Annotated in this window: 19 protein-coding genes and 1 pseudogene; 5 read left to right on the top strand and 15 right to left on the bottom strand. The window is 32.3% G+C overall.

Going from position 1 to position 24,219, the window contains the following annotated elements:
* Positions 1-42 precede the first annotated feature (42 nt).
* The 13 genes from B3J26_RS10160 to B3J26_RS10100 all read right to left on the bottom strand — a co-directional run bounded on the left by B3J26_RS10160 (position 43) and on the right by B3J26_RS10100 (position 15,056).
* Complete coding sequence (locus tag B3J26_RS10160) at positions 43-3,702, bottom strand: DUF6079 family protein (protein ID WP_291074409.1); 3,660 nt, start codon at positions 3,700-3,702, stop codon at positions 43-45.
* Positions 3,699-4,028, bottom strand: a complete 330-nt coding sequence (locus tag B3J26_RS10155) for a hypothetical protein (RefSeq protein WP_291074407.1) — start codon at positions 4,026-4,028, stop codon at positions 3,699-3,701. The genes B3J26_RS10160 and B3J26_RS10155 overlap by 4 nt, the downstream gene beginning before the upstream one ends.
* A 156-nt stretch (positions 4,029-4,184) precedes the next feature.
* Positions 4,185-6,425, bottom strand: coding sequence for a DUF3987 domain-containing protein (locus tag B3J26_RS10150; protein ID WP_291074405.1), 2,241 nt, complete (start codon positions 6,423-6,425; stop codon positions 4,185-4,187).
* Positions 6,418-6,726 carry a helix-turn-helix domain-containing protein gene (locus B3J26_RS10145; RefSeq protein WP_291074403.1) on the bottom strand — a complete coding sequence of 103 codons (309 nt, stop codon included), beginning with the start codon at positions 6,724-6,726 and terminating at the stop codon, positions 6,418-6,420. The genes B3J26_RS10150 and B3J26_RS10145 overlap by 8 nt, the downstream gene beginning before the upstream one ends.
* A 2-nt stretch (positions 6,727-6,728) precedes the next feature.
* On the bottom strand, positions 6,729-7,031 hold the full coding sequence (locus B3J26_RS10140; RefSeq protein ID WP_125350790.1) for a helix-turn-helix domain-containing protein: 303 nt from the start codon (positions 7,029-7,031) through the stop codon (positions 6,729-6,731).
* A 106-nt stretch (positions 7,032-7,137) separates the two neighbouring features.
* Positions 7,138-8,205, bottom strand: coding sequence for a DUF6617 family protein (locus B3J26_RS10135; RefSeq protein ID WP_291074401.1), 1,068 nt, complete (start codon positions 8,203-8,205; stop codon positions 7,138-7,140).
* A gap of 2 nt (positions 8,206-8,207) precedes the next feature.
* The gene (locus B3J26_RS10130) at positions 8,208-9,314 is read right to left on the bottom strand and encodes a site-specific integrase (RefSeq protein ID WP_291074399.1); all 1,107 of its coding nucleotides are present in this window, start codon (positions 9,312-9,314) and stop codon (positions 8,208-8,210) included.
* A 6-nt stretch (positions 9,315-9,320) separates the two neighbouring features.
* Positions 9,321-9,731 (bottom strand): excisionase family DNA-binding protein, encoded by a 411-nt coding sequence (locus B3J26_RS10125; protein WP_291074397.1) that lies wholly within the window; start codon positions 9,729-9,731, stop codon positions 9,321-9,323.
* 219 nt (positions 9,732-9,950) lie between these two features.
* Complete coding sequence (gene mnmE, locus B3J26_RS10120; protein WP_291074396.1) at positions 9,951-11,348, bottom strand: tRNA uridine-5-carboxymethylaminomethyl(34) synthesis GTPase MnmE; 1,398 nt, start codon at positions 11,346-11,348, stop codon at positions 9,951-9,953.
* 461 nt (positions 11,349-11,809) lie between these two features.
* Complete coding sequence (locus tag B3J26_RS10115) at positions 11,810-12,544, bottom strand: SIMPL domain-containing protein (protein ID WP_115000467.1); 735 nt, start codon at positions 12,542-12,544, stop codon at positions 11,810-11,812.
* A gap of 65 nt (positions 12,545-12,609) precedes the next feature.
* Positions 12,610-13,242, bottom strand: coding sequence for a thiamine diphosphokinase (locus B3J26_RS10110; protein ID WP_280037555.1), 633 nt, complete (start codon positions 13,240-13,242; stop codon positions 12,610-12,612).
* Positions 13,235-13,801, bottom strand: coding sequence for a cob(I)yrinic acid a,c-diamide adenosyltransferase (locus tag B3J26_RS10105; protein WP_125350685.1), 567 nt, complete (start codon positions 13,799-13,801; stop codon positions 13,235-13,237). The genes B3J26_RS10110 and B3J26_RS10105 overlap by 8 nt, the downstream gene beginning before the upstream one ends.
* Positions 13,802-13,838: 37 nt before the next feature.
* Positions 13,839-15,056: an MDR family MFS transporter gene (locus B3J26_RS10100; RefSeq protein ID WP_219034569.1), complete on the bottom strand. Its 1,218-nt coding sequence runs from the start codon at positions 15,054-15,056 to the stop codon at positions 13,839-13,841.
* Positions 15,057-15,180: 124 nt separating this feature from the next.
* Between B3J26_RS10100 and B3J26_RS10095 the strand changes: the two genes are divergently transcribed.
* From B3J26_RS10095 to B3J26_RS10080, 4 genes are all read left to right on the top strand, one after another.
* Positions 15,181-16,029, top strand: coding sequence for a DUF6929 family protein (locus B3J26_RS10095; protein ID WP_291074393.1), 849 nt, complete (start codon positions 15,181-15,183; stop codon positions 16,027-16,029).
* A 121-nt stretch (positions 16,030-16,150) separates the two neighbouring features.
* On the top strand, positions 16,151-19,066 hold the full coding sequence (gene secD / locus B3J26_RS10090) for a protein translocase subunit SecD (protein WP_291074391.1): 2,916 nt from the start codon (positions 16,151-16,153) through the stop codon (positions 19,064-19,066).
* Between the two features lie 92 nt (positions 19,067-19,158).
* Entirely contained in the window at positions 19,159-19,713 is a 555-nt protein-coding gene (locus tag B3J26_RS10085; protein WP_291074389.1) for a twin-arginine translocase TatA/TatE family subunit, read from the top strand.
* Positions 19,713-20,288 carry a phosphatase PAP2 family protein gene (locus tag B3J26_RS10080; protein WP_221854685.1) on the top strand — a complete coding sequence of 192 codons (576 nt, stop codon included), beginning with the start codon at positions 19,713-19,715 and terminating at the stop codon, positions 20,286-20,288. The genes B3J26_RS10085 and B3J26_RS10080 overlap by 1 nt, the downstream gene beginning before the upstream one ends.
* Before the next feature lie 104 nt (positions 20,289-20,392).
* Here B3J26_RS10080 and B3J26_RS10075 read toward each other — a convergent pair whose 3' ends face one another.
* Both B3J26_RS10075 and B3J26_RS10070 read right to left on the bottom strand, forming a co-directional pair.
* The gene (locus tag B3J26_RS10075) at positions 20,393-21,541 is read right to left on the bottom strand and encodes an AI-2E family transporter (RefSeq protein WP_291074386.1); all 1,149 of its coding nucleotides are present in this window, start codon (positions 21,539-21,541) and stop codon (positions 20,393-20,395) included.
* Positions 21,542-21,686: 145 nt separating this feature from the next.
* Positions 21,687-23,855: a S46 family peptidase gene (locus B3J26_RS10070; RefSeq protein WP_291074385.1), complete on the bottom strand. Its 2,169-nt coding sequence runs from the start codon at positions 23,853-23,855 to the stop codon at positions 21,687-21,689.
* Positions 23,856-24,094: 239 nt separating this feature from the next.
* Here B3J26_RS10070 and B3J26_RS14955 point away from each other — a divergent pair.
* Positions 24,095-24,219: pseudogene (locus B3J26_RS14955) on the top strand (IS982 family transposase); the annotation flags it as partial.

Here is a 24,219-nt window from a genome sequence, read left to right as displayed (position 1 = left end):
TTATAAGTTAATTAGCAAGTAAAATTCACTTTAAAGTGAATTTTACTTCATGATGATTCTGATTTTATCTCTCTCTTTCCCTTTTGCAAGACCATCTACATAAGCTTTAAACTTTTCGATGGCTTCGTCTGGCGTTAATGGTTTTGTAAAGGACGATTTTAATTCATCAAAGCCAATCTCTACCTTCTCTAACCCTTTATGCAAATTGGTAATGGCATTGCGGATACTTAACGCATTCGACTTAGAAAGTTGTACCGCACCTGATTTGAATTGGTTTAGAATCTCTTGTTCCGTCTCATCTAATAAACTGATTTTCTTCTTCACCATTGGATCTTCTAAAATTTCCAATAACGATTGATTCCATTGTTCAAGAATATCCGATAGGTCTTGTTTTAATTGCTTTACAGATGTCTCTTTAACATTGATGTACTCATGCGGATTGAAATCATGAAAAGGAACATTCAGCACAGCTTCTTTATTGACTTTGCTATCTGCTACTTGTAATTTATTAATTTGCTCCATCCATTTAAAGTATGGAGAAGACGAAATATAATCTGCCTCTTTTAAGATTTGAACGATTGAGTGTTCATCCGAATCTAAAATGGCCATTTTATCGGTATGTTCTCTTTGACTGATTCTACATTTTAAATACTGCTCCAAATACCAATTGGCATACTTTTCTTTTAAAGCAGAAAGCTCTTGTTTGTATTGTACTAAAGCTGCTTTGTCATTTTCTTGAACAATCTGAGGCAATTTATTTAAATGCTCGTTTACTTCGTTCTTTAAATCTTCTGCCGTAATATATTGCTTGGCTTGTTGTACATAAGATACTTCTTGATCCAAATCAGTGATTTGATTTAATAATTTTTGTACCTCAAGCACTTGCTCTTTATAAGGCATTAAGCGTGTAATATCTTCTGTAGAAAAAGCAAAGTTTTTCATTTTTGCTTCAGAAGTATAGTTTTGTAGCTTGTCGCAAAATCCGCTGAATGCTGTAAAGTTTTGACGGTATTTAGAAGCTTGTTCTGGACTTATGATTTCAATACCTTTATATACATACCCATTCTGAATTTTATTTAATAAAGCAACGGTTTTTTTCGCTAAATCCGAAGAAGCTTGTACTAAATGCGTGTAAGTTGATGGATCACTTAAATGTCCGCTTAAATCTCGTCCTACAATCCCAATAAACATTTCTTTAATTGCAGCAAGATTTAAACCTTTTGGTCTTTTTACATGCGTAAAGCTCCAAAAATCTTCTTTTTGGATGGTCTTTAAATCGTTTAAGTTTGTTGAATTGATCACTTTACCCGAATGTAATGTAATTTCTAATTCGCCTAAAGCGGCTAAAGTAGCCAAGACCACAAATTCTAATTCAGCTTCAATTTTAAAATCTTTCGATAACCATAAATCAACGCTCTTTTCTACGAACTCAATGATTTCATCCCGATTTAAAACCTTATCGTCTCCTTTATCTTTTAATAACTTTACGATAGATTGAGCATAAGGTGAGTGGCTATAATCTAAACGACCAGGCACCCATAAACCAAGACCTGCTAAAAGACCTTCAGCCTCTCTGTCCGCACGTTCAGGATTGGCAATTTTAGTTAAAGCTTGTTTTATTAATTTATCGTAATTAATTTTTGTTATTGGCGCATTTAATTGACTGAACTTAGGAAAGTTTGGCCTTTCATCGTTAAACCAAGGCTCAAAAACAATAGAAGCCACCGTAGAGAAAATCTGCTCCTTAGGCGCACCTTGCCCCGGTAAAGGATAACCATTAAGTGGTAACACTTTACCTTGGTATTCTACTTGTGTAATTTGAACATACTCTTGGTTAAAAATATCTCTCGCTTTTTTGTTTAACTCATCAATTTTTTGACGGTAAATTGGTTTTTGCGAACTATCTGCTCTTACTTCTAGCGCTAAAGCAGCACCATATAAAGTGATGTACTCTTTAAATTCTTTCGAAATATTATCGAAAGTAAAATAGATTTCATCCTCTTCGTTATTTTTGATTTTTTTAGTATCATCAAAAATTGGCATAAAATACATATAGAAATGTTGGCGCGGATGTGTCGTTGATTTCTCATTTGGATTACCAAAAAAGATGTATCCTTCGCGATAGATTTTATGCGACTGCCATTCGATTGCATGAGGCCAAATTTTAAACCCTGTTCTGTACGTATCACATTCTATTGGAAGGTTTACTTCTAAGAATTTAAAGAAGTATTCATCCTTTTGATTATCAGACATTGTTGCTGCATAATCTTTGATTTTCTGATCAAAATTTATTCCACCTTCAATTCTAAGGTGATACTCTCCGTTGTCATTATTTTTATCAAAATATTGACCAGAGGTTGCCGTAATGATTTGATTTGCAGCAGAATCAATAATATCGATTAAGAAATCTCTATCAAAAGCATTTTTATCCGTTAAGCATAAATCATCTACCAATAACTCGGTATTGGTACCATTTTGCTTTTGTAATTCGTGTTGAATAATTTTAATGGCACAAGCATTGGTAATTCTTGTCGCAATATCTTTTTTAGAACCTCTAACCCCAGTGAAGTAGGTTTCGATTTTATCGTAAACCGTATCAGTTACTTCCTTCACTTTTCTGATATCTGGTTCAGACATCATAGATTGATCATTCGATATGTCTTTCCAGTATTGATCATAGGTCAATAAACCAGGATTATCCGATGGTATTTCTTGATCTAATAAATCTTTGAATTGATTGGATAATGTTTTTAAAATTTCACGTTGGCTTTTACCAATTCTAATTTTTTCGAAATTTTCAAAATAACTCGGGTGTACAGGGAACAAATCTATATAATGCTCTGTACGGGCATTCATATCCGTAAAGAATGGTAAAAATTTATCCAGGTGTTTCTTAATCTTTTGTTTTTGATGTTCGTCTTTACGTAATAAACGATTTTTTACTATAAAAGACACATCGTCTTTTGTGATTAAAATATCTTTGTATCGATCATTTACCTTTTGTAACATTTCAGATTGAAATTGAAACTCAGGAGAATGATAAATCATTTCTTGTACCCCGAAAATGAACTTAAATTTTGACTTATCACAAGCTTGCCCTAACGCTTGAAGAACCGCTAAGTCTTGACTTAAATCTTGTGAGCCCGAACGACCTTTAAGGTAAGCAAGCATCTCATCTATTACGATAAGAAGTCCTTTATCTGGGAACTTCTCTTCGTATTCCGCCATCATTAACTGAAGCTTTTCTAAAAAAGATTTAGCTCCAAGACTTTCAAAAGAAAATGATACCCCAATTGATTCTAAATACTCCTCTAATTTGTATGTTACAATCTCCCATAAGGAAATCGTATGTCCTAATTCAAATCGTAGAACATTAAATTTACCTGCAATCTTTTTTAGTTCGTTTTTAGCTTTTTCGTCCTGTACTAATTCTACTAAGGATTCATCTTCAGCAATCAAGGAAACTAAAGACATGGTATGTGATTTACCGGTACCGTAGTTACCTACAACTTGTAAACCGAAACTTTCTTCTGTATATTCCAAGTCGAGATTACGTACCATCAAAGGAATAAGAATATCTTTGAAGGTAGATGAAAAAACGAATGTTTTTACAAGATTCTGTTGGTATGCTGATTCATTAGTTCTGTTGAACTTAACAACTTCTGTTATAGGTTCAAAACTAATTAGTTCATTGTATTTCATATTACGATGTGGCTTAAGTTATTTAAGTCTATTTTATAGTTATCATTTTTTGTTAAGAAGTAAAGTTGATTGGTATCAATTTCTCCTTCCCATTTTAAAATCAACGTATTATTTTGGGAGTAATCTGATAAAAATTTTTCTACGTTAAATTTCAATTCAGGTTCAAGGAGTAATCCGATATTTTCAATTGCAATTGTTTCACCGAACTCCTTATGTTGAATTTTGTTTTTCACAATTATCTCATCAAGTAATTGATTGATTTTAAAAACTATTTTTTTCTTATCCAAATTACTTAATTCCAATGCTACTAATTTCCCAATATTCATCCAATTTATTTCTTCCAGATTGAAATTGTTCTTACTAATTATCAACCGATTTCTAGGAAATGAATTTAAAAAACTAACTATTTTATCTTTACAAGTATTCATGGAGGATAATAGAAAATGTTAAAATTCAAATATATTAAAATTGGAAATAGTAAACTAAACTTTTTCATAACATCCTGTTTTAGGTTTAGACAATAATTCGGGTACAGAATTTTTAAGAAAATCATCTACCGAACGTTCTGATAGATTGTACTTTGCACCTAACTCTATTGCTTCTTTACGCTGGAATGATTGTGGTAATGCTTCGTAAAAAGCTTTTTTGTTATTGCCCATTTTGTAGGTAATCGGTTCTGACTGACTTGCTAGATTATTGAACATTAAAATGCTATGATTTAGATATACATTTATCAATTCTAATGCTGCTAAAAAATCTTCATCTGTACAAACCACCACTTCTGAACAATCGCCATTTTCCACTTTGCGCAAGGCAGTAAAAATCATACAGAAACGATACAATACTAATCCTAAACGGAAAACAATACTTGAGGTATCATCACTATTGAATAATACGGTATTGGTTAATAGTTTACTGAAAACTACATTTAATTGTTGCCATTGATCGGGCGTTAATTGTACTTCGGTAGGGTGTTGGTCTAGAAAATCATATACCTGCAACACATCGTTGGATAACTTTTCGAAATGATCGTTGAAAATAATTCCTCCTTTTTTAGGTGATGGGTCTTGCCATATAATTTCATTTTTGAAGGCATAGAACATAAACCTACTAAACAAACCATCTTCTGCTGATTGAATTAATTTGGGTACTTGTGCTGGAGTACCTGATAATGAAACGGCTAGTTGAGGATTCGGAATTTCTAATAATTCATTATTTGTTTTACGAGCTGCTGAAATTTTTTCGTGATGGAACGCTGCTCTCATAATATGCGAGTAATTTCCCCAATCTTGTTTGTTTGCACCACTCATTGCATCGGCTTCTGTTTCGCAAATGATACCTTTGCCATCGTTGTCTTGAAGCATTTTCATCATCATTGCTTGGCTGGTATCGGCAGGTAGAAACAATAAATTGAATTTTGGTTCTACAGGTTTTTCGGGAATAGCATCGTCTTTTTTGCGTTTGGCTAGTAGTGTTTTGTATTCTGCATTTTCTATTTCGAATGCTTTTTTAGCTTCATTCGATTTATTCACAAAACGCTCGTGTATTTTATCGCCTAAACGTTTGGCATTTTTAAGCACACCTTTTCCACTTGCTGCAGGAGCAATAATGAAAGAGAACAAATGCGGGTACACTCTTTCTTGATGGTAGATACCTGTAACATTAGGCAAACAACCACTTAAAATAGTTAGTCCAGCTGTAAGAAATACATCACGTTTGCGTTCGTTATCCTTAAACGCCTCGCAACCCTCAATTAATAATTCGGGTAAATAATTGACGATATGTGCAGGAATTGTAGGTGTGGTTTTAAGATAATCTACCTCATCATACACTGGTTCTTTATCAGGTGGACTGTCTTTTTGCAAGTTTACAAAGTTTGCAGTCTTTGCAAATGTACCAAACTCGTGTGCTTGATTTCTATATGCACTTTCAATAGACTTGATGAATTCTTTTTGATTTTCGTGATGAAAGTTTTGCAAAATGAATTGTTCTGCATCTAACTGATTTACGCCTTTTCGATTTAAATTACACGCTAACTGATATACATAATTGTTGCGATTACCTTTTTCGAACTGGGTAATCTTATTGGTAAAATCTACGCAATATTGAAATACATCATCTGTATTATTACTCGTAATTTGTACAGATTGATTGACTTCCTTTTCTTCAACCTTTGTATTGACAGCAAATATTGTAGCTAATGGATTGTAATTCGCATTTTCATCAAACGATACAAAACACAATCTTGTAACATCTTTACACTTTGGATCGGCATTAATACCTAATTGCTTTTCGTAATAATCTTGCACTTGTTTGTATGCTAAGTCGTGGTGTTGTAGTAAACTATCTACTTGAATGAATACTTTTAAACCATTACCACTTGGACTTTTGAAACAAGCTAACGTATATGGAATAGATGCGGTTTGTGTAGTGATTTGAATTAAATCTTCTTCATCAATTTTATCAAAATCTAAATGAATGATTTGATTGTATTCTTGAATAAACTCTTTCTTTCTGCCACCAGAATATATTGCTGATGGCGTGAAAGCTAAAAGATTCTTTTTTAATTCATCGGCTCTTTCGGGTTTCCCCATTCCAATAGCCATACGAATGGTGTTTACATCATCTTGGTATGTACCTGCTTTGATGTTTGAGATTAAATCTTGTAATGTAATGGTTTGTACAGGATTATTGAAGTTTTGGAAAATTGACACTCTAGTCATTGTTAATAGATTTAAGGTTAATGGAATTGTTAGCTGGAATTTTACAACGTTGTAATAGCTCTAAGATGTCGGCTAAAGTGTAGTAGATTTTATTGCCTACTTGTGAATAGGTAATAATGTTTTCGGTACGCCAATAAGCGGCAGTACGTTTGCTAATATTCATAATCTGGAGAAACTCCTGATTATCGTAAAAGACTTGGTCGGGTTCGGTACGTTGTTTCTTCTTAACCTCGATAGATAATTGATCTAAACGATCCATAATCTCTTGAACCTCTTCTTCGGAAAATCTATAAAAGCTCATAATTATTTACGTTTGTTTTTGATTAAATAATTAGCTGCAGCTGTTTCGATGTCTTCCGTAGTTTCTTGCCTGTTACGCATTAACCATTGGTCTATTTCTGTGCGATTGAAATAGAGTTTTTTCCCTTGTGGACAAAAATGTGGAATTTGCTTTTGAGAAGTTAGTTTGTAAAGGTGTGAAGAACTTATGTCTAAATACTTACACACATCATTAAACGTTAATACTTCTTTTTGCAATAAATTTTGCTCCTCAATTTTACCTTCTAATTGAGCAAGCTTTTCTAAAATCAAATTCTCTGAACTCATGACTTATATTTTTAAATTTCTAAGTCAAAATTCTAGAGATTGAGAGGGGTAAAAAGTAAGATGGTAACGTCTTACTAAGACATCTTACTCATCTTACTGTTTTTATTTATAATTGTTTGATAATTCTATCTATAGTTTCTTGTTCTTTAGGATAATTGCTGTTGTTTTTATATAAATTATTCCTTTTTAATAGTGTGCCTTTTTTAGAATAAAACAAATTGGTTTTCTCGATACTTGTAGGTGTAAGGTTATGAAAATGTGATTTTAATTTATCTACGATATAAGCAAATTGAGTGGTTTCGCAATCTAAATGAATTTGTGGCGCACCAATTTTTAAATCTTTAGTGGTAAGTACACTTAACAAATCATCTGATGAGGTTTTATTTTCATTTAAAAGATATAAATGTCTGTTTAATGCATTTATTACTGATTTAAGATTTTCTTTATTTCCATTGAAGCCAAAAGATAGTTTGTCTGATTTTTCGAGTTTAAAATCATCTATTTGAAGTATTGCATTTTTAGCCTCTTGGAATGTTGGTGTGGTAGTATCCGTTTCGAAAGATTCGAAATGATCGTGAAGCAATTCAAAGAATATCTCGTATTGTTCTGTTTTTATTTGATTGGTATAGGCAGGATAAAGTAATTCGACTTCCTTTAGTAAACGAACGATACATTTAACCAATAAATCGATTACATAATCTGTTAATTTATCAGTAGGGTATAAACTCTTGTCTGTGCCAATTCTTAAAAGTAAATCTTTACAAGACTTTATAACATTTTGGATTAATTCCTTTTTGTTGGTTTCGTTAATGTCTTTATTGAAGCAATAGTAAATTCTGTTACTGATTCGTGTCGTTTCATTCTGTAATAAGTAATAATAGAATTTACTTGTAGCAGAAAATGGTTCTTGCAACTGAATGTTAATCATTGGTTTTTTGATTGTATAATCTACCTCTGTATCGGATTGAGTTTCGTACACCTCTAATCCATCTTCATTGTACAATTCACGATAAGTCGGTAAAAGCTCTTTCAACGCTTCGTAAAATGTTGAAGGATCAGCTGGATTGACAAAGTTTGGATTTAGATTTTGTCTAAAAAACTTTTCGTTCGCATCGTCTTGTTGCCAAGGTTTCAAAACTCCATAAAGGATATTTCTATATACAATCAAATCCATAATTAAAGGTTTAGTTTTATTTTGTTAGCGGCTTCAATTTTTTTCTCATTAATAACTTTAGTGTATATTTCGGTTGTGGATAGGTTTTTATGTCCTAACAACTTCGATACGGTGTAAATATCAGTACCCAGCGTTAACTGTAATGTAGCATAAGTATGTCTCGCACAATGGAATGTAATACGCTTTTTGATACCTGCATTGGTCATCCAATCTTTTAATAAGGTTTTGTTCCAATTGCCATATTTAAACCCTGTAAACACGTTATCTTTTGGATTACCTTCTTCGCCTAATAAGGTACGAGCATCTTCGGATATAGGTTGCATTTCAGCTCCGTTGGTTTTCTGTTGTTTGAAGCGTAAGAAATTACCTAACTGTTCTGAATATTGCACTTCTGACCATTTTAGCTTTTCAATATCTGACCAACGCAATCCTGTAAGGCACGAGAATAAAAACATACGTTTTAGTGTTTCATTCTTACAAGGTGTATGCACTAAGGTTTGAACTTCCTCTAAAGATAAAAATTCTCTCTGAACTTCGTCTTGTGGAAATGGTTGTACTTGTTCGGCAGGATTGTATGTTAGCAATCCTTCTTTTAATGCTTGTTTTAGTGCTGCTCTTACTTTATTGAAATAAGAGTATTTAGTATTTAAAGATATAGGTTCGCCTGTTTTAGTAATAGCTACATTATCTAAATAGTCTTTGAAACCTTCTAACCAGTCTTTGTCTAAACGCTCAAATGAAATGCCTTTTGGATCATACGCTTGTAAATGTTTTTTGGTACTATCCCAATTGCCATAATTACCTACGCTGGCTTTCTTCTTTTCTGTTAGTGCTTCAAAGTATGTTAAGAAATTTCCTTTTTGTTTCTCCTTATCCCTAAAACCATAAATTTGATTTTGTGCTTCTAAATGTCTTTTGCTTCTGATACTTTCTGCTAACTCTAAGATTTTTTTGTTTTCATCTTTTTGAGCTTTAGTCAAACTTCCTTTTTCTGGTTCAGGTGTTAGGTACAAACCTAAATATTCGTATTCACGTTTGCCTTTGTCGTAATAGTCAAGGTACAAGGTTATTTTGTTGCCTTTCTTGCGTTGTCTTAAAGATACTTTCATAATTCATCATTTAAAAAGATTATCGATTTCGGTACGTTTTATTATTGTTCTTCTCCCAATTTTAGAAGCTTTTAATTCGTTACGATTAATCATTCTTTGAATTGTCCAACGACTAGCACCTAAAAGAATAGCGGCTTCTTGTACGCTTAGGAATTCTTTATCTCGAAGATTGATAAAGTTGGTGGTTTGGATTGGGAGTTTTTGTAGGCTTTGCAAACTTTGCAAGGTTTCGGGATTTGCAGAACTTACATTTTGAATTTGCTCACTTAGTGTGGCTCTTATTTTTTCTTCTTTCTTGATTTGCTTATAGTGTCTAGAATTGCACTTGTGGCTACAATAGCGAGTAGTGGTGGTTTGGGCAACAAAGGCTTGCCCACAGAATTGACAAAATTTTGGTATTTTGATATTCGTACTCATAATGTTGCTAATTGTAGCACAAAGTAGCTTGATGTAGCTAGTTGGTGCATCATTTCTCCATACTATAATTTTGATGTGCTTTGGGCAACAAACTTGATGCTTGGGCAACAACTGTACATCAAATTTAATCAAAATAAAGCAATTGGGCAACAAAAAAGAGCAACATAGTTGCTCTTAAATATAACATTTATAGGTAGTTAACAAACAAAAGAAAGATAACTACTTCCCGATGCAAAACTTGCCAAATATCGTCCCTAATATATCTTGATCCACATCTATTTCACCTGTAATATGTCCCAAATATGTTAAAGCTTCACGGATATCCATTGCTAACAAATCCCCAGGAAGTCCCATGTCCATTCCTTGTTTGATCTTTCCAATTTGAGAAAGTGTGTTTTGTAATGCTTCTAAGTGACGAGAGTTCGTAACGATTGTGTCATCCTGATTTGTTCCTTTTAATTTGATTTGATGAATCAGATTTTCTTTCAATGCATCAATATTAAATTGATCTTTAGCTGAAATTTCTAAATGAACAACATCTTTAAACTCTTGTTTGATAGCATCAGAAATAGCTGATTCGTTATTGTTTACATCAATTTTATTGGCAACATTAAACAAGATTTTTCCTCTACGTTGCAAATCATCTAACTGATTCGCAATTTGATTATCAGCAGTTATATTGGCATCATACAAATAGATGATAATAGAAGCATTGTCTATTTTTTCGAATGTTTTTTCAATTCCAATCCGTTCTATCGTATCGCCAGCTTCTCGAATTCCAGCTGTATCAATAAAACGGAACCCAACACCATCAATATAAATGGTTTCTTCAATGGTATCACGAGTTGTTCCTTCAATATCCGAAACAATAGCACGTTCTTCGTTTAATAATGCATTTAATAAAGTAGATTTCCCTGCATTTGGCGCACCAACAATAGCTACTGGTACTCCATTTTTGATAACATTTCCAAAAGCAAAAGAATCAGCTAAACGTTTTAAGATGGATTGTAATTTATTCAATAAATCATAAAATTGTGTACGATCTGCAAATTCAACATCTTCTTCAGAAAAATCCAATTCTAATTCCATCAAAGCTGCAAAATTGATCATTTGTTCTCTTAAATCTTTGATTTGATTAGAGAATCCTCCACGCATTTGTTTGATAGCAATTTCGTGCGAAGCCTTAGAATCCGAAGAAATAAGATCAGCAACAGCTTCTGCTTGTGTTAAATCCATTTTACCATTCCAAAAGGCTCTGAAAGTATATTCACCTGGATTGGCATTTCGAATGCCTATTTTATTTAAAAGTTCTAAAACTTTTTGCTGAATATAAATCGATCCATGTGTCGAAATTTCTACGACATCTTCACCTGTATATGAATGAGGATTTTTAAATATTGAGAATAATGCTTCGTCAACAATGGTATCTCCATCCATCACATAACCCAAATGTATGGTATGAGAAGAAGCGTCATTCAAAGATTTAGTTGAATTAAATTTTGATTGATAAATCTGAGCAACTTTAGAAATTGATTCTGGTCCAGAAATACGAATAACCGCTATAGCGCCCATTCCATTGGCAGTTGCCAATGCACAAATTGTATCGTTGTTTAGCATAAGGCAAATTTACAACATAATAAGTTGTTGGAAAATTATAATTAATATGATAATTTTTTAAAATGTAAAAATATTTACTGTTAATATATTAATACTTAAAAAGGGATGTTTTTTAACCTGAACTAATTACTGCTACATCTGATGCTATTGGGAAAGAATTTGAGGATCATGAAATTAAAATTTTTAGTCAAATGGTTTTAATCCTATGATTCTAAATTATCATCAACTTATAAAAAATTAGATTTTGATAGATAATTGGCACACTTTTAGTATTTCTTTTAGAAATTGGAATTTATAATGTCATCAAAGAAAAATTATGCTACAAAAAGAGGTTTTGGAATTGGTAATTTTAGAATTAAAATTGTAGATGTACTTATTGTAATATCCGCTTTGATATTACTTGTAGTAGTATTTAAATAGACAAAAAAGCTTCTTTATATAAAGAAGCTTTTTTATTTATTTTAATTTGAATTATAACTTGCTCTCACTGTAATTTGAGCTGTTTTCTGACGTGATGTTGTATTAAATGATCCACCAGCAGAATACTCTTCATTATCATTTTTACCTGTTATCTGAAAAATACCCAAATCGGCTTGTTTTAATTTTCCTAAACTAGTGCCAGATTTTGTAGCAATATTTTCTGCACGTTGTTTTGCATTTTCAGAAGCTTGCGCAATCAACTCAAGTTTCAAATCTTCTAATTTCGAGTAATAATAATTTGGATTAGAAGAACTCAGCTCAATTCCTTGACTAATTAAAGTAGAGATTTCGCGCGAAGCTTTTTCTATTTTATCCAATTCTTTCGATTCGATTGTTGCGTCTTGAGATAGATTATAACCAGTAAATTGACTAATCGAATTTCCGTTTGCATCTGTTCCGTACTGAAAATCTTTTGAAATATTTACCGCTTCAAAAACAATTTCTTTTGGATTGATTCCTTGCGAAATCAAAAAGTTTTTGACAACCGTTTGATCAGCTTTTAATTGATCCGAAGCAATGCGCAAATCATAATCTTTGCGACTAAAAGTTGCACGCCATTTAACTAAATCAGCATTAAAATCTTTCAAAGCATTTCCAGTAACATTGATCGATTCAGAACTTCTGAATTTGTATTTGTAAGCGTTTCCTAATATACATGTTGCAGCAATTAACCCAACGGCTAAAATAGATGCTACAATAACTGAAAATTTATTCATAGTAATTTGGTTTTCAGTAAATGTACAAAAAATACTAAAGATGTATTTCACTGAAAATAGTGAAATTAAGCAATCAAAATAGGAAATTCTTGATCGATGATAAAGATGATTAAATTACCTTCTGAATAATCAATTGTAACCACATCTTCATTGGCTTTGTTACGAGTTCCTATGCGAGAAAGTAAGTTCAAATCTTCGTTATTCAACGGATATTCCAAGCCTTTTGTGACAATGTTTTTACATTCAGGAAAGGGTAGGAGCGAAATTGTTCGTCCAAAATAGCCTTCTAACTTTGTTTCTTTTTCTGCGAAAAAATATTGACTATAATTATCGTAAAATAAAATATTGATTTGATCTTTGAAACGATAAGCCGCATTCAAATTTCCAATAAAATGATCTTGTTGACGACCACTTGCTCCAAAAACATCAACCTGTTCAAAACCTTTATCCAAAATGATTTGTAAGGCTTTTGCAAAATCTGTGTCATTTTGATCTGGAGTAGAAATAACTTCTGTTTCAGGAGGAAACTGACTGATTTCAAAAGAATCAAAATCGCCCGAAATAACATCGGGCGTTATATGTAATTTTTGTAAATAACGAAATGCACCATCTGTACAAAAAATCATTTCATAATTTGATGTATCAGGCAGAATAGTTGGAACTTCGCCATTCAAAAATAAAAGCGCTTTTTTATTCACCTGGAATCCATTTTACTTCTTCGTGATTATTGTCTGTGGCAATTTTTCGCCCTAAAACGAACAGATAATCAGAAAGACGATTCAAGTATTTTTGTAATTCTGGGCGGATTTCTTCTTCTTCAGCTAAACCAACTGTTAAGCGTTCTGCACGACGACAAATACAACGCGCAACATGTGCATGAGAAGCTGCTTGATTTCCACCTGGAAGAATAAAATGTGTCAATTGTTCTAATTGTCCTTCCAAATCATCAATCCATTCTTCCAATTGAACAATATCTTCTTCAGTAACGGTTTTCGGAATACGAGGTTTACCATTTGCCAAGTATAATTTATCGACTGGCGTTGCTAATTCAGCACCAAGATTAAATAAACCTTTTTGGATGATGATAATTTCTTCCTCTAATGCTGGATCAATTTCATATGAACGAATTAATCCTAAATAAGAATTTAATTCGTCAACTGTTCCGTAAGAATCAATCTTTAAACTATTTTTAGAGACACGTGTTCCTCCATATAAACCTGTTGTTCCTTTGTCTCCTGTTTTTGTATATACTTTCATGTGATTTCAACTTATAATTATCGAAGATAAGAAAATCTTAAATATTTTTTGGTAAAAGTGGCTTAGTAAAAAAGTGATATCCGATAGCTACGATAACTAAAATAACTGTGGTGATTATCCAAAGTATATTAAAACCATAATCGGTAGCAATGTGAGTTCCTAAAAATGGCGAAACAATAAAGGCAATTGCAGCTGTCATTCCGTTCAATCCCATATAAGCTCCTCGGTTATTTTTTTGCGAACGAAAAGCTGTTACCGTTGACATCAAAGGTAAAACAAGCATTTCTCCAATAGACATTAGTCCAATTGCTAAATATAACATACCTAATGTGTGACTAAATGTGAAGATAAAATAACTAATTGCTGTGACAAATGAACCAAAAACTAAAAGTTGAGTAACTGAAAATCGTTTTTCGGTGTAATGGATCAATAACATTTCGAATACAACAATGATTATTCCACTGAATCCCATTAATAATCCAATTTCTGTTTGTGTTAAATGAACTACATCTTTGTAAAATAATGGAAGTGTATTTAGGATTTGGAAAAATGCAATAGAGAATAATACACAAAACAGATTGAATACTAAGAAAGGTGTATCAGTGTATGCATTACGTTCTTTTTCGACAACTGTTTTATCAGAAATATTTTCTGTAGCAGCATTTCGTTCTTTTCGTCCATTGAAAAAGACAAAGAATACAATTCCAGCAACCAAAGCAGCTCCTGCATTGCAATAGAATAATAAATCGTACGAATAATTAGATAAAAAACCTCCCATTGATGGACCAATTGAGAAACCTAAATTAACCGCCATTCTATTCAACGAAAAAGCACGAGTGATATTTTCTTTCTTAGCATAACGCGTGATGGCAACTGAATTTGCAGGACGAAACATTTCGCTAATAATACTCAAAACAAGCATAATAACAGCAAAAGATTCTACCGTTTTAAAATAAGGTAAAATCAAAAACATCGGAGCACTCAGAAATAAACTGATGGCTTGTACTTTAAAGTTTCCGATTTTATCTGTTATCCAACCTCCAAGCCAAGAACCAATTACAGAACCAACTCCAAAACAACTCAAAACTATTCCCGAGTTTTCTAAAGAAAATCCTAATTCGGAGATCATATAAATTCCTAAAAATGGTAAAACCATCGAACCCATTCGGTTCAACAACATTACGATGGCTAACATCCAAGATTCTTTCGAAAGTCCGCTGTAAGCGTCAATGTAAATTTTTAGAATTTTTTTCATCTCTCAATTTTCTTTTAAATGCTACAAAGTTAAGTTCTTTTTTTTTCAAAAAAATGGTTATTTATCAAGGTTTCTGATATTCTTTGATTACTTTTGAAACCTCTTAAAAATAAATCTTACATCTATGTTGTTTTACAATTTCATTCTTAAGGTTTTAATTGTCATAAATGGGCTTGGAGCGGCGTCTGGATTAGTGGTTGATAAACACCATGTTTACACGATTTCCGATGATAAAGCACATTTGTACGTTTACAATAAAAAGAAAAAAGAAGTGGATAAAGTTGATTTGAATCCAGAAGTAAAATCAAAACATATCACTAAAAAAGATAAACCAGATTTTGAAGCGATTACAAAATTTGACAATCATTTGTACATTCTTGGATCGGGCTCTAAAGAAAATCGTTTCGATTTGATTTCATATAACATCAAAACCAAAGAGGTACAAAACGATAATTATAGTTTTCTTTTGGATGAATTTTTAAAGGTTTCAAATTTATCTAAAAAAGATTTTAACATCGAAGGAATTATTACAGATGGACATTGTACATATTTTTTCAACAGAGGAAATGGTCCTGCTGGCGTAAACGGAATTTATAGAGTGGGAGGCAAGATAAATGATTTGAGAGGGAAAACAATTGATTTTTTTCCAATCACTTTGCCTAAAATTAACAATGAAACCACTACTTTTTCAGATGCTATTTTAGTAGATGGAAAAGTTTTGTTTACAGCAACAGTAGAATCTAAAAGTACAACTCAGTTTAATGGAGAAATAAAAGGTTCTATTATTGGTGAGTTAGATTTAGCTAGAATGGAGGTTATACGTTGGCAAAAAATTTCGGATGATAAGAAAATCGAAGGTTTAGCGTTGTATAAAGAATCTGGAAAGAATTATACCTTGTATTTGTGCGAAGATAATGATGATGACTCCAATAAAGCGTCAATTTACATCTACAAATACCAAAAGGAAATCTAATTTTTTGAATAAAGAATTTCGAAATACGGACATCGATTTTCGATTTATTCTTAAAAAATTGTGAAAGTATTTTCAAGACTATTATATTTGTCCGTCAAAATTTATTTATCAATTAAACATTATGCGAGGAAGATGGCTCATTGCAGCATTTGCAATTATTTTAAGTCTCTTGTGTATCAGACAACTAAGTTATACTTGGTACACAACTAAAGTGGAGCATGAGGCGGCGCGCTTGGCGAGTAAGCCAGAAGACGAACCAAGAATTTTAGATAGCTTGGCTCAGCATCCTCTTGATTTGGGAATTATAAAGTACGATTATGGGTATGCCAAAAACAATGAAATCAATTTAGGATTAGATTTGAAAGGTGGTATCAACGTAATTTTACAAGTTTCTGAAAGAGATTTAATCCAGAATTTATCAGCGAAAAGTCAAAACCCTATGTTGGCAACGGCTTTGGATGCGACAGATAAAGCTCAAAAAACAAACGGTAACGTACCTTATGTCGAATTATTTTTTCAAGAATTTGATAAAATAAAAGGAGGAACAAAATATGCAGCTGCAGATTTGTTTGGAAACAAAAACAATGCGGATAAAATTGCGTACAATGCTTCTGATGATCAGGTAAAAGAAGTAATCCGTAAAGATATCGAAGCGAAAGTTGCAACAGCTTATGATGTAATTAGCTCTCGTATTAATCAATTTGGTGTTGTTGAGCCAGTAATTCAACGTTTAGGTGATAAAGGTGATGGACGTATCTTGGTAGAATTACCAGGTGTTTCTGACACAGACCGTGTAAAAAAATTATTACAATCTACAGCAAAATTAGAGTTTTGGCAAGTTGTTCGTCAAGATCCTACAGTTTTACAATATTTTTCTAGCGTTAATACAGAGAAATATAATGTAAAAAATGAGAAAGGAGAAACAATCAAAACTTTAGCAGAAGTTATGCAACCAGCTGGTTCTAACGCAAGTTTTGTTGTGAATGTAAAAGATACTGCTGTTGTAAACCGTGTGATGCAAGACAAAGGTTTTGTACCTGGATTACCAGCAAACATTAGAGGATACAAATACTCTTGGGCGAATAAGCCACTGAATTTAGGTAAACAAGCAAATGATAAATCTGCTCCTAAATTATTAGAGTTTTATGTCTTAAAAGGTAAAAATGGAACGCAAGAACCATTAATCGAAGGAGATAAAGTAGTTTCTGCTGCTGGTGAACGTAATCCTGGTTCTCTTACAAATGAGCCTGTTGTTACAATGCAAATGAATCAAGTTGGTGCACAAGAGTGGTCTCGTATTACAGACGAGTTGAAACCTGCAGGTCCTGGACAACCAGGTCAAGGTGTTGCAATTGTATTAGACAATATGGTGTATTCTGCGCCAAACATCAGTAATCAAATTACAGGAGGTAATTCTGTTATTTCTGGAAACTTTACAATTGACGAAGCAAAAGATTTAGCAAACATTTTACAAGCAGGTTCTTTACCAGCTTCATCTAAAATTGTTTCTGCTGAGGTTGTTGGTCCATCATTAGGACAAGAAGCAATTAACAGTTCGTTAATCGCTTTCGGTTGTGCATTTGCATTAGTATTAATCTGGATGGTGTTTTATTACAGCCGTGCAGGTATCTATGCTAACGTTGCTTTAATCATTAACTTATTATTCTTATTAGGATTCTTAGTATCGCTAAAAGCTACATTATCTTTACCAGGTATTGCCGGGATTATCTTGACATTGGTAACAGGAATGGATGCGAATATCTTGATTTACGAACGTGTAAAAGAAGAATTAAGAAAAGGAAAATCATTACGTCAAGCAGTAGATTTCGCTTATTCATGGAAAGGAGCTTTCTCTGCAATTATTGATGCCAACTCGACATCATTTATCACAGCATTAATTTTATTCTTCTTTGGTAAAGGTCCTGTTGTAGGTTTCGCAACAACGTTTATGATTGGTATTTTTACATCAACATTTACAGCGATTTTCATTACACGCTACTTTGTAGAAGGACGTTTAGCAAAAGGAAAGTCTGTTCCTTTCTATACATCATTTACAGCGCACTGGTTACAAAATATTAAAGTTGATTTATTAAAAACAAGAAAAATTTCTTATGCGATTTCAATTGTTTTAACAGTAGTTGCTTTAATCTCTATTTTCACAAAAGGATTTGATATGGGTATCGAATTCCAAGGTGGACGTACATATACAGTTCGTTTTGATAAACACGTAGATCCGCAACAAATTTCTGAAAGTTTGGGTGATGTTTTAGTGTTAGATGGTGAAAAAATGATTCCACAGGTGAAAACGTATGGTGGTCAAAATCAAGTAAAAATTACAACAGCATATAAAGCTGACGAAGATGGAACAAATGTAGATGATGAGATTAAAGACAAATTATATACAGGTCTTAAATCTTATTTACCAGCGAATATGTCTGAAAAAGATTTCTCTGAAGATAATGCTACAATTGGTTTAATGTCTTCTGCAAAAGTAGGTCCTACAATTGCCGATGATACAACAAGAGCTTCTTACATAGCGGTTTCTTTAGCATTAGTTGCAATTTTCTTCTACTTAATCGTGATGTTCAAACGTTGGCAATTCTCATTATCAACTATCATTGCTTTAGCGCATGACGTGATTATTGTATTAGGAGTTTTCTCTTTATTCAAAGGAATTTTACCTTTCAACATGGAGATCGACCAAGCGTTTATCGCGGCGATTTTGACGGTAATTGGTTATTCGATGAATGACTCGATTATTATCTTGGATCGTATTCGTGAGAATTTAACAGTTGAGAAAAACCACAACTTGTACGATATTATTAATATTTCTACTTCAGAAACATTATCACGTACAATTAATACATCTTTATCAACGTTCTTAATCGTATTAATCATTTTTGCATTTGGTGGAGAATCAATCAAAGGATTTATGTTTGCGAAATTAATCGGTATCGTAATTGGTACATTCTCGTCTATTTTCGTTGCATCTCCTTTATTGTATGACTTTACTAAAAAAGGTCAAATGAATAAATAAGATTCAAATTTTAAATAAATTTTAAGAAAGCCATCAAAGAAATTTGATGGCTTTTTTTCTTCTACTAAATTTAGATTTTATACATTTGTTTAGTGAATAGTTTAGTAATATACCCAGCGTTTTTAGACTTCCAGGAAGTCGTGATTATTATGGTGGTTGCTGTAGTGATTTTTGGACCAGATAAAATTCCAGAAATTGCTCGTGGTTTGGGAACTGCTGTGCGCAAATTAAAAGAAGCATCTGAAGATATCAAGCAAGAGATTATGAATCCTGTTCAGGATGTTGATCCTACAAAAGAGATTCAGAATACCATAAAAGAGTTAAATCCAATGAATGAAGTCAAAGATTCTTTTGCGAAAATTAATCCAATGGAAGATTTTCAGAAATCATTTGATGAAGTTCGTAATCCAGTAGATGAAATGCTTCAAGCTATTCATCAAGACAATACAGTAAATGCAGCGTTGAAAGATGATGCACCAACTATGAAAGCTGTAGATCCTGTACAGGATTTGGAATTGGATGTGCAAGAAACAACAGAACCCGTTATAGAAAATGTGGTTGAGCCAATTGTGGAAGAACCTGCGGTTGTTGTAGAACCAAAATCTGTAGACGAAGCATTAGGTTTAGGCGGATCAGTAAGTAGGTAATGATACAAGATTATTTTGATTGGGACGTACAAATATTTTTGTATTTCAATAATTTAGGGAATGAAAAATGGGATTGGTTTTGGTTATTAGTAACCGATAAAAAAACATGGATTCCGTTGTATATCATCTTTCTCATCTTACTTTATGTAAAACTTGGTTGGAAAAAAACCTTATTGGCTGGAGTTTGTATTGCACTGATGATAGCGTGTGCAGATCAATTTACAAATATCTTGAAAAATTCTTTTCAACGTTTTCGCCCATGTTACACCGAATCGATTCAAGGATTATTTCGCCCGATAGATTGCGAGGGTAGAGGTAAATACGGTTTTACTTCGGCGCATGCATCTAATCATATGGCGATTGCAATTTTTATTGGAATACTGCTAAGACGCCATTACAAATGGTTATTGTATGTCTTACTTGTTTGGGCGTTAATGGTTGCTTACAGTAGAGTTTATGTCGGGGTACATTTCACAGGAGATATATTTTTCGGAACACTAATCGGAATATTTTTCTCGATTCTTTTCTTGAAATTGTATTATTTTTTAGAAAAAAAATATTTGAAGAAGAATTAGATTCATAATAATAAATACAAAAAAAGTCTATAACAATTTGTTATAGACTTTTTTAATGGATAAAATAATAGTCAGCAATCCAATTATGTAAAATAGAAATCAGATTACTCCAAATTCTCGTCCAACTTATTTGTTTTTTTCTTTGATTTTTTAGCTTTCTTTTTGGCTAAAAATGTATTTAAATCATCATCAATTTCTGTAGAATCTTCATCACCCAAAAGATAACCCCAAGGTTTTAATTCAGTCACATTATCAAAAACAATTTTCATCAACGCAAGTATCGGAATCGATAAAAGCATGCCCATAATTCCCCACGTCATTTCTCCAATTACTAATCCAATAATGACAATCAATGAATTGATTTTTACTTTAGAACCTACAATTTTTGGCATCACTACATTTCCATCAATTGCATGAATTGCAATAAATGCAATTAAAACAAAGAACAATTTTGAAGCTGACATTGTAGCAAATGTGATTATTAGCGTTATAATTAACGAAATAACAATTCCTACATATGGAACGACATTTAGAACGCCAGTTAAAATAGCTAAAACAAATTTGTATTTAAGACCAAGAATAGAAAATGCAATAAAAGATAAAATTGATACGACTAACATTTGTAAAAACAAGCCAATCAAATATTGTTTGACCATTTTTTGAATAGACGTAATGACATTATAAACTTGATCGTGTGTATTTGAATTGAATGCGTAATATAAAAATTTTACCAAATGACGACGATAAATCAACAAGAAAACAATGTATAAAAAGGTGAACAAAACTGTAACAGCCATCGATGAAACAATCGAAATTACTTTTTCGATTACAATTGTACTCGTTTCGATAGTGGTTTTGACATTCTTTGTCAAATATTCCATTTGTGCATGCGAATTAACACCAAATGTATGATGAATCCAATCTTGCAAATTCATAAAAGCTTCTATGATTTGTTTCTGAAATGTAGGCCATTCATTTGCTATTTCCGCCATTTGTATAGCAATCAAATAGAAAATTCCTAAGATAAATGCTGCAAAAAGCAAGGTGGTAATGATACTCGAAATAGCACGCGGAATGCGTAAATATCTTTCAAAAAATGCACAAACGGGTGCTAATAATATTGAAATTAAGAAGCCTAATATTAATGGAACTAAAATTCCTTTACCTATTATTGAAATAAATGTTAAACAAATGATTGACAATAATGTGCAAGTTAGTTTTAAATAAAAAGGCCATTTTCTAATGACTTCCATAATTATGAGTGTTTTATTTTGACAATTTTTTAGATAAGTTGTATAAATATAGTTTTATTTCTTAAGATTTTATTTGAATCTTACGTTTATTTCAATAAAAAAACCACGTTATAAAAACGTGGTTTTCAGAATATAGTGAAAAATATTATTTTTTCTTTGCATTTTTGCTTTCTTCAATGATGGTCATTTCATCAATCAAACGTTGCGCATTAGCATACTTGTCAACTACCCATAAAATGTAACGAGAGTCCACCATAATATTACGACAAATCTCAGGATCATAATTCAAATCAGACATTGTTCCTTCCCAAACACGGTCAAAATTCAATCCGATTAATTCTCCTTTTGCATTCAATGCAGGAGAACCAGAATTACCACCAGTTGTATGGTTTGTTGCAATAAAGTTTACAGGTAATTTTCCGTTTTTATCCGCATATTTTCCGTAATCTTTTTTGTCATATAAACTCAACATTTGTTTTGGTAAATCATACTCATAATCACCTGGGATATATTTCTCCATCACACCTTCCATGTGTGTTACAGGCTCGTAATAAACCGCATCGCGTGGTTGGTAACCATCAACTTTTCCGTAAGTTACACGTAAAGTAGAATTCGCATCTGGGAAGATTTTTTTGTCTGTAAAAACATCCATTTGCGCTTTCATATACGTACGCATCAACTTGTTAATTTTATCTTGATTTGCTAAATATGTAGGTGTAACTTTAGTTTGATTTGCATCTAAAATCAAACGAATTTGAGCAATTAAAGCATCGTCTTTTAAAGCTTTGATAAACTCAGCATCATTTTCAGCTAAGGCTTTGATATTTCCTAAAACAGATTGTCCGTTAATTTTTTTTGTTCCGTTGATTACCGAATTTCCTAAAGCTGTTTTGATATTTGCAGCAGTTGTAGTTGGTAATAAATTTTGAGGAACAACTTTGAAATAATTATCTGCCAAATCAGAAGAAATAGTTTTGTCTAATTCAGGATTATAATCCTTGTGCATAGACGCAACTGTATTCAACGCTTTTGCTTTAGTTTCGGCATAATTTTTTTGCCCAACAGCATTCAAAATATTGTTTAATGTTAACGCCATTCTGAATGTTTCTGAATTTGAGAAAAACGTTTCAGAATACATTGTGTATGCTAAATTGTAATCTTGATTTGCTTTATTAACTTGATTTAATTCATAAATAATATTCGAATATTCACGTTTTAATTTAGGATTTTTCGCAATACGATTCATAAATTCTTGCTCGTATTGTTGACGTTTTTCTACAGCTTTCGAACGGTTTAATCCTAAAACTTCACCAATCCATTTCTTGTGTGCATTCGAAATACGCGCTTGTTTAGACGCATAAGCGATACGAGTTGCATCGTCTTCACGCATTTTTTTATCGATATGAGATAATGCAATTGTACGCACATTGATACGCGCAGGATCAATTACATCTTTTATTTGCTGGATAGAAGAAGCTGGTAAATATTCGTCCGTCGTACCTGGGAAACCATATACAAACGTGAAATCGTCCTCGCTAATTCCTGAAATATTAATTGGTAAGAAATGTTTTGGTTTGTAAGGAACGTTTTCTGGAGAATAATCTGCAGGTTTGTTGTTTTTGTCTGCATAAATTCTAAACATCGAGAAATCTCCTGTATGACGTGGCCAAACCCAGTTGTCCGTGTCATTTCCGTATTTACCAATTGCAGAAGGTGGCGCACCAACTAAACGAACATCTTTGTAAGTTTCTGTCGTAAATTGGTAATATTTATTTCCTTTGTAAAAAGGTTTGATAAATACTGAACGATAAGATTCTGTCTTAGTTTTAGCATTAAAATCTTCAATATTTTTCTTGATGATTTTGTTACGATCTTCCTCCGACATATTATCATTAACACCAGCTAAAATTGCTGTAGTTACATCTTTGATGTCCACAATAAAAGTCGCTGTTAAACCCTCGTTTGGTAATTCATCTTTCAACTCTTTAGCCCAGAAACCATCTGTTAAATAATCATTTTCTAAAGATGAATGTGCTTGGATTTCTCCATAACCACAGTGATGATTAGTTAATAATAAACCATTTGGAGAAATAACTTCTGACGTACAACCGCCACCAAAGTGAGCAACTGCATTGTTGATACTTTTATCTCCAGTACTGAAAATGTCTTTTGATGAGATTTTCAATCCCATGTCCTTCATTTCCTTTTCATTCAATTCTGTTGGAATCCACATTCCACCACCTTGTTGTGCAAAAGCACTAAAATTTGCAAACAAAGCCATTAAAATAGATCCTTTAACGAATAATTTCTTCATTTTTATTTGATTATTTTTTTCAATCGATTTCTTAGAATTCCAAAGATAAAGATTTTTATTCAATCATTAATGAATTGCTGAAAACCATTATTATTACCTAAATGAGCCTGATTTAAATAATTTCACAGTAGAATTAGAGGATTAATTTCTTTTACCCGTTGTGCATTTTGATTTATAAATAATAAAGTTGTTCATTTGATTGAAAATTAGTAAATTGTTTTAACTACAAAACATTTACAATGAACAACTTACTTGCAAATTACGAAAGAATATTGGAAGTTCTACGAAAAACATCAACAGATACACTTTTAATTTACCAACGTAGAAGACCTAAACTTTTTGATTTAGAACTCATAAGTCTTGT

The sequence above is a fragment of the Empedobacter sp. UBA5987 genome (genome assembly GCF_002429865.1).
In the GTDB taxonomy this organism is placed as follows: Bacteria; Bacteroidota; Bacteroidia; order Flavobacteriales; family Weeksellaceae; genus Empedobacter; species Empedobacter falsenii_B.
This window is presented reverse-complemented; position numbering and strand designations above follow the sequence as displayed.

Excerpts from the sequence above, each read along its gene's own strand:
- B3J26_RS10160 (WP_291074409.1), bottom strand. The coding sequence starts at position 3,702 with ATGAAATACAATGAACTAATTAGTTTTGAACCTATAACAGAAGTTGTT.
- B3J26_RS10155 (WP_291074407.1), bottom strand. The coding sequence starts at position 4,028 with ATGAATATTGGGAAATTAGTAGCATTGGAATTAAGTAATTTGGATAAG.
- B3J26_RS10150 (WP_291074405.1), bottom strand. The coding sequence starts at position 6,425 with ATGACTAGAGTGTCAATTTTCCAAAACTTCAATAATCCTGTACAAACC.
- B3J26_RS10145 (WP_291074403.1), bottom strand. The coding sequence starts at position 6,726 with ATGAGCTTTTATAGATTTTCCGAAGAAGAGGTTCAAGAGATTATGGAT.
- B3J26_RS10140 (WP_125350790.1), bottom strand. The coding sequence starts at position 7,031 with ATGAGTTCAGAGAATTTGATTTTAGAAAAGCTTGCTCAATTAGAAGGT.
- B3J26_RS10135 (WP_291074401.1), bottom strand. The coding sequence starts at position 8,205 with ATGGATTTGATTGTATATAGAAATATCCTTTATGGAGTTTTGAAACCT.
- B3J26_RS10130 (WP_291074399.1), bottom strand. The coding sequence starts at position 9,314 with ATGAAAGTATCTTTAAGACAACGCAAGAAAGGCAACAAAATAACCTTG.
- B3J26_RS10125 (WP_291074397.1), bottom strand. The coding sequence starts at position 9,731 with ATGAGTACGAATATCAAAATACCAAAATTTTGTCAATTCTGTGGGCAA.
- mnmE (WP_291074396.1), bottom strand. The coding sequence starts at position 11,348 with ATGCTAAACAACGATACAATTTGTGCATTGGCAACTGCCAATGGAATG.
- B3J26_RS10115 (WP_115000467.1), bottom strand. The coding sequence starts at position 12,544 with ATGAATAAATTTTCAGTTATTGTAGCATCTATTTTAGCCGTTGGGTTA.
- B3J26_RS10105 (WP_125350685.1), bottom strand. The coding sequence starts at position 13,801 with ATGAAAGTATATACAAAAACAGGAGACAAAGGAACAACAGGTTTATAT.
- B3J26_RS10100 (WP_219034569.1), bottom strand. The coding sequence starts at position 15,056 with ATGAAAAAAATTCTAAAAATTTACATTGACGCTTACAGCGGACTTTCG.
- B3J26_RS10095 (WP_291074393.1), top strand. The coding sequence starts at position 15,181 with ATGTTGTTTTACAATTTCATTCTTAAGGTTTTAATTGTCATAAATGGG.
- secD (WP_291074391.1), top strand. The coding sequence starts at position 16,151 with ATGCGAGGAAGATGGCTCATTGCAGCATTTGCAATTATTTTAAGTCTC.
- B3J26_RS10080 (WP_221854685.1), top strand. The coding sequence starts at position 19,713 with ATGATACAAGATTATTTTGATTGGGACGTACAAATATTTTTGTATTTC.
- B3J26_RS10075 (WP_291074386.1), bottom strand. The coding sequence starts at position 21,541 with ATGGAAGTCATTAGAAAATGGCCTTTTTATTTAAAACTAACTTGCACA.
- B3J26_RS10070 (WP_291074385.1), bottom strand. The coding sequence starts at position 23,855 with ATGAAGAAATTATTCGTTAAAGGATCTATTTTAATGGCTTTGTTTGCA.